At 38.1% G+C, this 6,368-nt stretch carries 8 protein-coding genes; 2 read left to right on the top strand and 6 right to left on the bottom strand.

What is annotated here, in order from left to right:
• Nucleotides 1-68: 68 nt before the first annotated feature.
• Both TY15_RS00830 and TY15_RS00825 read left to right on the top strand, forming a co-directional pair.
• The gene (locus tag TY15_RS00830) at nt 69-1,220 is read left to right on the top strand and encodes a CapA family protein (protein ID WP_040208948.1); all 1,152 of its coding nucleotides are present in this window, start codon (nt 69-71) and stop codon (nt 1,218-1,220) included.
• 64 nt (nt 1,221-1,284) lie between these two features.
• Nucleotides 1,285-1,581, top strand: coding sequence for a HesB/YadR/YfhF family protein (locus TY15_RS00825; RefSeq protein WP_040208949.1), 297 nt, complete (start codon nt 1,285-1,287; stop codon nt 1,579-1,581).
• A 113-nt stretch (nt 1,582-1,694) separates the two neighbouring features.
• Here the strand turns inward: TY15_RS00825 and TY15_RS00820 are convergent, their stop codons facing one another.
• The 6 genes from TY15_RS00820 to TY15_RS00795 form a co-directional block, all read right to left on the bottom strand.
• Nucleotides 1,695-2,123, bottom strand: a complete 429-nt coding sequence (locus TY15_RS00820; protein WP_040209005.1) for an acyl-CoA thioesterase — start codon at nt 2,121-2,123, stop codon at nt 1,695-1,697.
• A 27-nt stretch (nt 2,124-2,150) separates the two neighbouring features.
• Nucleotides 2,151-4,481: an AAA family ATPase gene (locus TY15_RS00815; protein WP_042373940.1), complete on the bottom strand. Its 2,331-nt coding sequence runs from the start codon at nt 4,479-4,481 to the stop codon at nt 2,151-2,153.
• Nucleotides 4,482-4,752: 271 nt separating this feature from the next.
• Nucleotides 4,753-4,983: a small acid-soluble spore protein Tlp gene (gene tlp, locus TY15_RS00810; RefSeq protein ID WP_040208950.1), complete on the bottom strand. Its 231-nt coding sequence runs from the start codon at nt 4,981-4,983 to the stop codon at nt 4,753-4,755.
• Nucleotides 4,984-5,187: 204 nt separating this feature from the next.
• On the bottom strand, nt 5,188-5,331 hold the full coding sequence (locus TY15_RS00805) for an acid-soluble spore protein N (protein WP_040208951.1): 144 nt from the start codon (nt 5,329-5,331) through the stop codon (nt 5,188-5,190).
• Nucleotides 5,332-5,397: 66 nt separating this feature from the next.
• Nucleotides 5,398-5,529, bottom strand: coding sequence for an FbpB family small basic protein (locus TY15_RS00800; protein ID WP_040208952.1), 132 nt, complete (start codon nt 5,527-5,529; stop codon nt 5,398-5,400).
• Between the two features lie 162 nt (nt 5,530-5,691).
• Nucleotides 5,692-6,228 carry a TlpA disulfide reductase family protein gene (locus tag TY15_RS00795; RefSeq protein ID WP_040208953.1) on the bottom strand — a complete coding sequence of 179 codons (537 nt, stop codon included), beginning with the start codon at nt 6,226-6,228 and terminating at the stop codon, nt 5,692-5,694.
• Nucleotides 6,229-6,368 lie beyond the last annotated feature (140 nt).

Here is a 6,368-nt window from a genome sequence, read left to right as displayed (position 1 = left end):
ATATATTATAGTACTATTATGGATTTCAAACGTAATTTGCTTAATCACATGTTGGATAAGGAGATTATATGAAAAAAAAAGCAGTGATCCCATCCCTTTTTATTATCGTTGTTAGTATAGCTGCAACGATCTTTCTGTTCATTCATCAAATAAGAGTTTCGAAACAGAATGATAAGTTTTATTCTCCAAAAGAACATATGATGCGTGCAGTACAACAAGAAAGTCGTGAGTTAACAGAAAAAGTAACTATTGGCGCCATCGGCGATATTCTCATTCATAGTCCTGTCTATCAAGATGCCTATAACGGTGCTAACTATGATTTTTCCCCGATGTTTGAAAATGTCAAACCGCTCTTGGAGAAGCCAGATGTGCTGACAGCGAATCAAGAAAGCATGTTAGGTGGTCTTGAACTAGGTCTTTCAGGTTATCCTATGTTCAATAGTCCATACGAGGTCGCTGATGCACTCAAAGCTGCAGGAGTTGATATTGTTTCAACGGCTAATAATCATACATTAGATAGAGGGGAAAAAGGCATTCGTTCCGAATCCACCTATTTAGATGGGATTGGCTTACCCCATGTGGGTAGTTTTACCGATGAAAAGGATCGTCAGACGTTACGGATTATGGAGAAAAACGGCATCAAAATTGCCTTTCTTGCCTATACCTATGGGACAAACGGAATACCTGTTCCAAAAGGGAAGGATTTTCTTGTTAACCTGATCGACCGAGAAAAAATGAAGAATGAAATTCATCGCGCAAAAACTAAAGCAGATGTTGTTGTGATGAGTATCCATTGGGGAAATGAATATCAACGAATCCCTACGAATGATCAAAAGGATTTAGCCAAATATTTGGCAAATGAAGGTGTTGATATCATTTTTGGTTCTCATCCTCATGTATTACAACCAATGGATTGGATTAATACTTCTACTGGAGAGAAGTCGTTTGTAATCTATTCATTAGGTAATTTTATTTCAGGACAGTATGGCGATTACAAGGATATTGGAGGACTGGTCATGATCGATATCACTAAGCATATCGACGAGAATGGTAGCACGATTGAGCTTTCTAATCCTCAGTTTTCACCGACCTTTGTCACAAGTCAAAAATATCAGCAGTTCCGCGTGGTACCGTTAGAAAATGCAGGTGCCTACGGGCTGGCTACCCCAGCAGAAAAATATAAAGAAATAATGACACATATAACAAAATGGATCCATTAAATTCGATTCCTGAAGATATTTCTTATATAATAATGCTATTGGTTTCGAGAAAGGGGTACAACATATGAATATACAGATTACTAGTGAAGCAGCAGCGTGGTATAGAGAGGAACTAAGTCTAACAAATGGGGATTTTCTTCGCTTCTTTGTTCGATATGGTGGATGCAGTACTGTCCAAAGTGGATTTTCTCTTGGAATAGCACAAGAAGAACCTGTTGATATCGGTGTAAAAACAGTTCAAAATGAGATTACTTTCTATATTGAAGAAAAAGATTTATGGTATTTTGATGATCATGATTTAATCATCGAATATCAATCAGACTATGACGAACCGGTTTTTCAATACAAGCAAATGGATTAGAGAAAAGACCCACATGAGGAAATGATTATTTCACATGTGGGTCTTTTTGACCTGTCCAAATATGATCTGTTAAGCCCTCTTTTGGCAATATTCATATCATTTAGGTCCACCGCTTACTTTCTTTTAATTTCTTCGTATTTTAAGTACCATTCTGGAAAGGCCTTTTTAAAGGATGTCGGTCTAAAGGAATCCTTTTTGACAATAATATGGGTTGATGTTCCTTCTGCACAGACTTCATTATTTCCATTTACAATGGTGTAGGCATATATCGTCTTAATCCCATCATTTACTTGTACCCATGTCCTTACAAATGCCTTATCCCCATAGCGTAACGGTTTTTTATAGGTGATTTGAAGGTCATAAACGGGTGCAAAATAACCAGATTCCTCCATCGCCAAATAACTATAGCCGAGAGCTTCAATAAATCCAGACCTACCAAGCTCAAAATATTTTAGATAATTCGCGTGGTAAATAACTCCCATCATGTCTGTATCCGCATAGTACAATTGAATTTCATTAGTCGAAATAAAATAGTTTTCCATCAAATATATAGTCCTCCTGTTTGGAAATTACGAGAGCTTCCCTAAGGCAATCCTTACATCCTCTATTTCCAGCATGATCGATTTTTCATAGAAGGTTTCGTCCTCGCCGATATCAATTAAACGAACGGCTTGCGCCTGAATCATCTCATCCACTATATTTGTGGCAAAACGACCATTCCCTTTATACGTTTCAACTTCCATTGATTGGAGCAATAAATTCTTAGCCTCTGATGTAATTTGGTACTGGAACCGTTCCGCATAGGTAGACATAATTTCAAATAGTTCTTCAGAGCTGTAATCAGGGAATAGGAAAAACTTTTTAAATCTAGAACGAAGTCCTGGGTTGCTTTTAAGTAGTTGATCCATTTCATGTGGATAACCAGCCAGAACGACCACTAAATTTTCATTTTGCTTTGTCATTTCATCGACAAGCGTATCAATGACCTCTTTGCCAAAATCTCCAGCGGATGGACTTAGAAGTGAATAGGCTTCATCAATAAACAAGACGCCACCAAGGGCTTCTTTAATTTTTTGCTTTGTTTTTCCAGCGGTTTGTCCGACATAGCCGGCGACAAAATCAGCTCTGCTCGCCACAATTAAATGACCTCTTTTTAAAATCCCACATTCCTTTAAGTATTCTGCATAAATTTTTGCAACGGTTGTTTTCCCTGTCCCTGGATTTCCCGTGAAGACTGCATGGAGTTGAATCGGCACTATGGGCAGTCCCTTTTTCCTTCTATACTGCTGCATCTTTACAAACGAGATGAGTGTCCTCATCTCCTCTTTAATGGATTCAAGTCCAATTAGGTCATTTAGCTTTTCTTGTGGTGATTCTTTACTATTTTCTGTTTCAATTTGAAAATCAGCTTGATCCAGGAGCATATAGTTAAAAATGTCTTCATCCAACGTTTGGTTTTCTGCCCCTTTTTTAAAAATAGCATCCAAGACAATATTTCGGACAGTTCTTGCGTTTCCAAATGAATCATCGACCCGTTCTTGTTCAAGGCGATGATCAATTTCAATTTTGGATTCATCGGATAAAAGATAATCATTTTCTGCTGCAACTTTCTCAGCAATTTTAATTAATTCTCCGTTAGAGTAATTTGGCAAATGAATAAAGTTGGATTCTGGAAAGCGACTGCGTAAGCCAGGATTTGCCTGTAAAAAGGAGCGCATCTCATCAGGATAACCTGCTAGGATAACAGCGAATTTCCCACCATGCTCACTGCTCGTCATCAGTGAAACCAGCGTATCAATCGCTGCCTGACCATAATCATTTCCTGTTTGTCCCTCCCGTTTTAAGCTATAGGCTTCATCAATAAATAACACCCCGCCAATGGAGCGCTCAACGATGGCGCGGACGTTTTCTTCAGTTTGACCCACAAAGGAACCGACCAGCTGTGACCGGTTTGTCTCAATCACTTCTTCTCTTGGCAAGGCTCCAAGCTCATGATAGATTTTGGCTAAAAGTCTGGCCAGGGTCGTTTTTCCTGTACCCGGATTCCCAGTTAGGATCATGTTTAAGCTGAGCTCATCTTTCGTTTGAAATCCCAGCTTCTTACGATTCTTTTGATAGGTTAAAAACCGATAAAAATCGTTGACCCGCTTTTTCACTATATCCATTCCAATCATTTGTTGGAGCTGATCCAAAGCCTTTTCTGTTACTGGGGCCGATTGTTCTCCCTCGACAAACTGCTGTTGCCAAGTTTGTTTGATTTCTTCCACCTTAGCCATGTGCAGTTTTAAATCATCATAATAGATGGATGTATGGAAAACGCCCGTTATCGAACGATCATATTCCTCAACCGCTCGTAACAAGCTGCCTGTTTCCTCTATGGCTAGCGACAGTAAATCGACTAGGTTTTCGTACCTTTGGTGAAGATTTTTTTCATCCATTGTAGAGGTAATCTCAGTTGTTGCTTGTAGCAGTTGAAGCTGGTCATCCGCTTTAGCTAAAAAGCTTTGACAAACGTCTATGTATTGCTCTGCTGTTTTCTTTTTTGCGGTACGATTATCTGTTTCCCGCATAGGTGGAAATGATAGGGGCGCTAATAGGTCATACAGCTTATTCCAATCAGATTGTACCCTATATTCCTGGGCTTTTCGGTTATGTGGATCGAGTTTCTGTGCCTTTTCTAGCCATAAAAACGCCAAAGAGTCTTGCGGATTGCGTCCAAGTCTAGATAGAGCACCAAGTGTTAACAGCTTAGATAATGTAAGAGAATTTGTCTCTTGACGTAAGGCTGTGATTAATGAAGTTTCATTATAAATGACTCCTGTCTGCTGAAGCTCTTGTTCCCACTGTTGGATTTGTTCAAAATAGGAAGTCCGTATTTTTTCTTGTTGTTTCAAAATCATCACTTCTTTATCTAAATATTTCTATTTCTGAATCGGATAGATAGTTTCTTCCATAATTAACAGGATTAAAGGGTCTTGTACGAAAGAAGCCCTTTTCAAGGCTTTATCCATTTTACCATAGCGTTGAGGAGGAAGTACACTAAGCACTCTGATCCGCTAATTAGTTGTCTGATTTTTCAATGGGTAATATTTTTAACCCAATCCTCAAGGAAGAGGTCATCTAAAGTGTTGACAAGAAAAACCTGTTCAAATGAACAGGTTTTTCGTCTGTTTAGCTTTGGTTATGAGATTCATCTTTTATTTCGGAACGGAACGAATCAATGCTTTCCCGTCTTCGCTCATTTTTTGCTTCAATTTGTTGCCTCTGTTGCTCACTATCAGCAAAGTCAAGTGATTCCTCTGCTGCTTCCATGTTTTCAATTGTATTGTGAATCATTGACTGAAGTTTTTCTACATTATCACTACGATCATCTGGATTTGGTTTGTTATTATTTTGATTCATGTTCATAAATCCTCCTTAAAGTGTAATTGGTACAGATATAGTGTGTAACCGAATCCGAAATTTATCACAGGATAATTAAAAGAAACGAGCAAGGCGCCCGCCTATCGGCGCCTGGAGCTGTACAATTCTCAAAGTCAAAATTTATCCTTTTTTATCTTTAAAAAAAGACCCACAAGGCACAGCCTGTGGGTCTTACTCCATCTATTATTCACCTTTTGTTTGAATGACTTGGGCGTGTTGGCCAGAAGTATCGTTCATCTTCTTTCCTTTGTTCCCACTATACCCAATTGGCTGTGTTCCAAGATGACTTGGTCTATAAGGCTGACTATGCTTTTTTGGATTACTCATTTCATGATCCCTCCTTAATTACATGTTACCCATAAGGACGGAAAATGATGAGTGGAAAACTTTGCGTTACTCGGCCTTACCGAGGCGCTTTTCTTCTAGGCGCTGCTCAATTTTTTCCATTGCTGCACTATCTTTTAATAGTTGCGATTTATTTTCTGAAACAAGTTCTGCGAAAGAACGTTTTCTAGGTTTTCTCATTGATATCACCTTCCTTATTTCCTATTGTAACAGTTATTATGCCCGCAAACGCTTGCAATTATTACAACTTTTTGAAAATTATATCGATTGGTAAGTGTTTATTTTTAAAAAGGGATTAATACAACAAAAAGAAAAAGACATTGGTCATCCCAATGTCTTTGATTAGTTTAATTTTCCCGTAAACTCTTTCATAATATTTAGCTTCATCGAACCTACATATTTGTTTTGTATAATCCCTTTACTGTCAATAAAATATGTAGTCGGTATGGATATTACTTGATACGCTTCATTTACTTTGTCTTCTGCATCAAGCAGAATTGGAAAGGTAATTTTATTTTCATCAACAAATCCTTGCACATCTAATTGAGGGTCGATGTTGACGGCTAATATGAGGGTATCATCCCCAAGTTGTTTGGAAAACTGCTCCATTTCAGGCATTTCCGCTTTACATGGTGGACACCAAGTTGCCCAAAAATTAAGCATGATTTTTTTCCCTTTTAAATCCGATAGCTTTACAGTTTCACCGGTTAAAGTTTTTAGTTCAAAATCAGGGGCCTTGGCACCAATTTCAAGTCCTTCTTTATTGGCTGATGTTTGGGTTGTCGTTTCGGGAGCATCTGTCTTTTTATCCATTGCCTGAACAATTGCTACCGTTAATAAGCTAATTAAGACAACGGCTGCAATTACTTTTTTTATCATCCCCGAATCCTCCTTTACTTCATCTCTGCTACATCGATTTTACACTATTAACCCAGTTGAAACAAAATTTCTATATGCCAAAACTGTGACAAATTCCGCAATTTTATCTACATAAATGAAAACAAGTAGTATTTGCTTAC

Source organism: Neobacillus jeddahensis (assembly GCF_000612625.1).
Taxonomy (GTDB): Bacteria; Bacillota; Bacilli; order Bacillales; family Cytobacillaceae; genus Neobacillus; species Neobacillus jeddahensis.
This window is presented reverse-complemented; position numbering and strand designations above follow the sequence as displayed.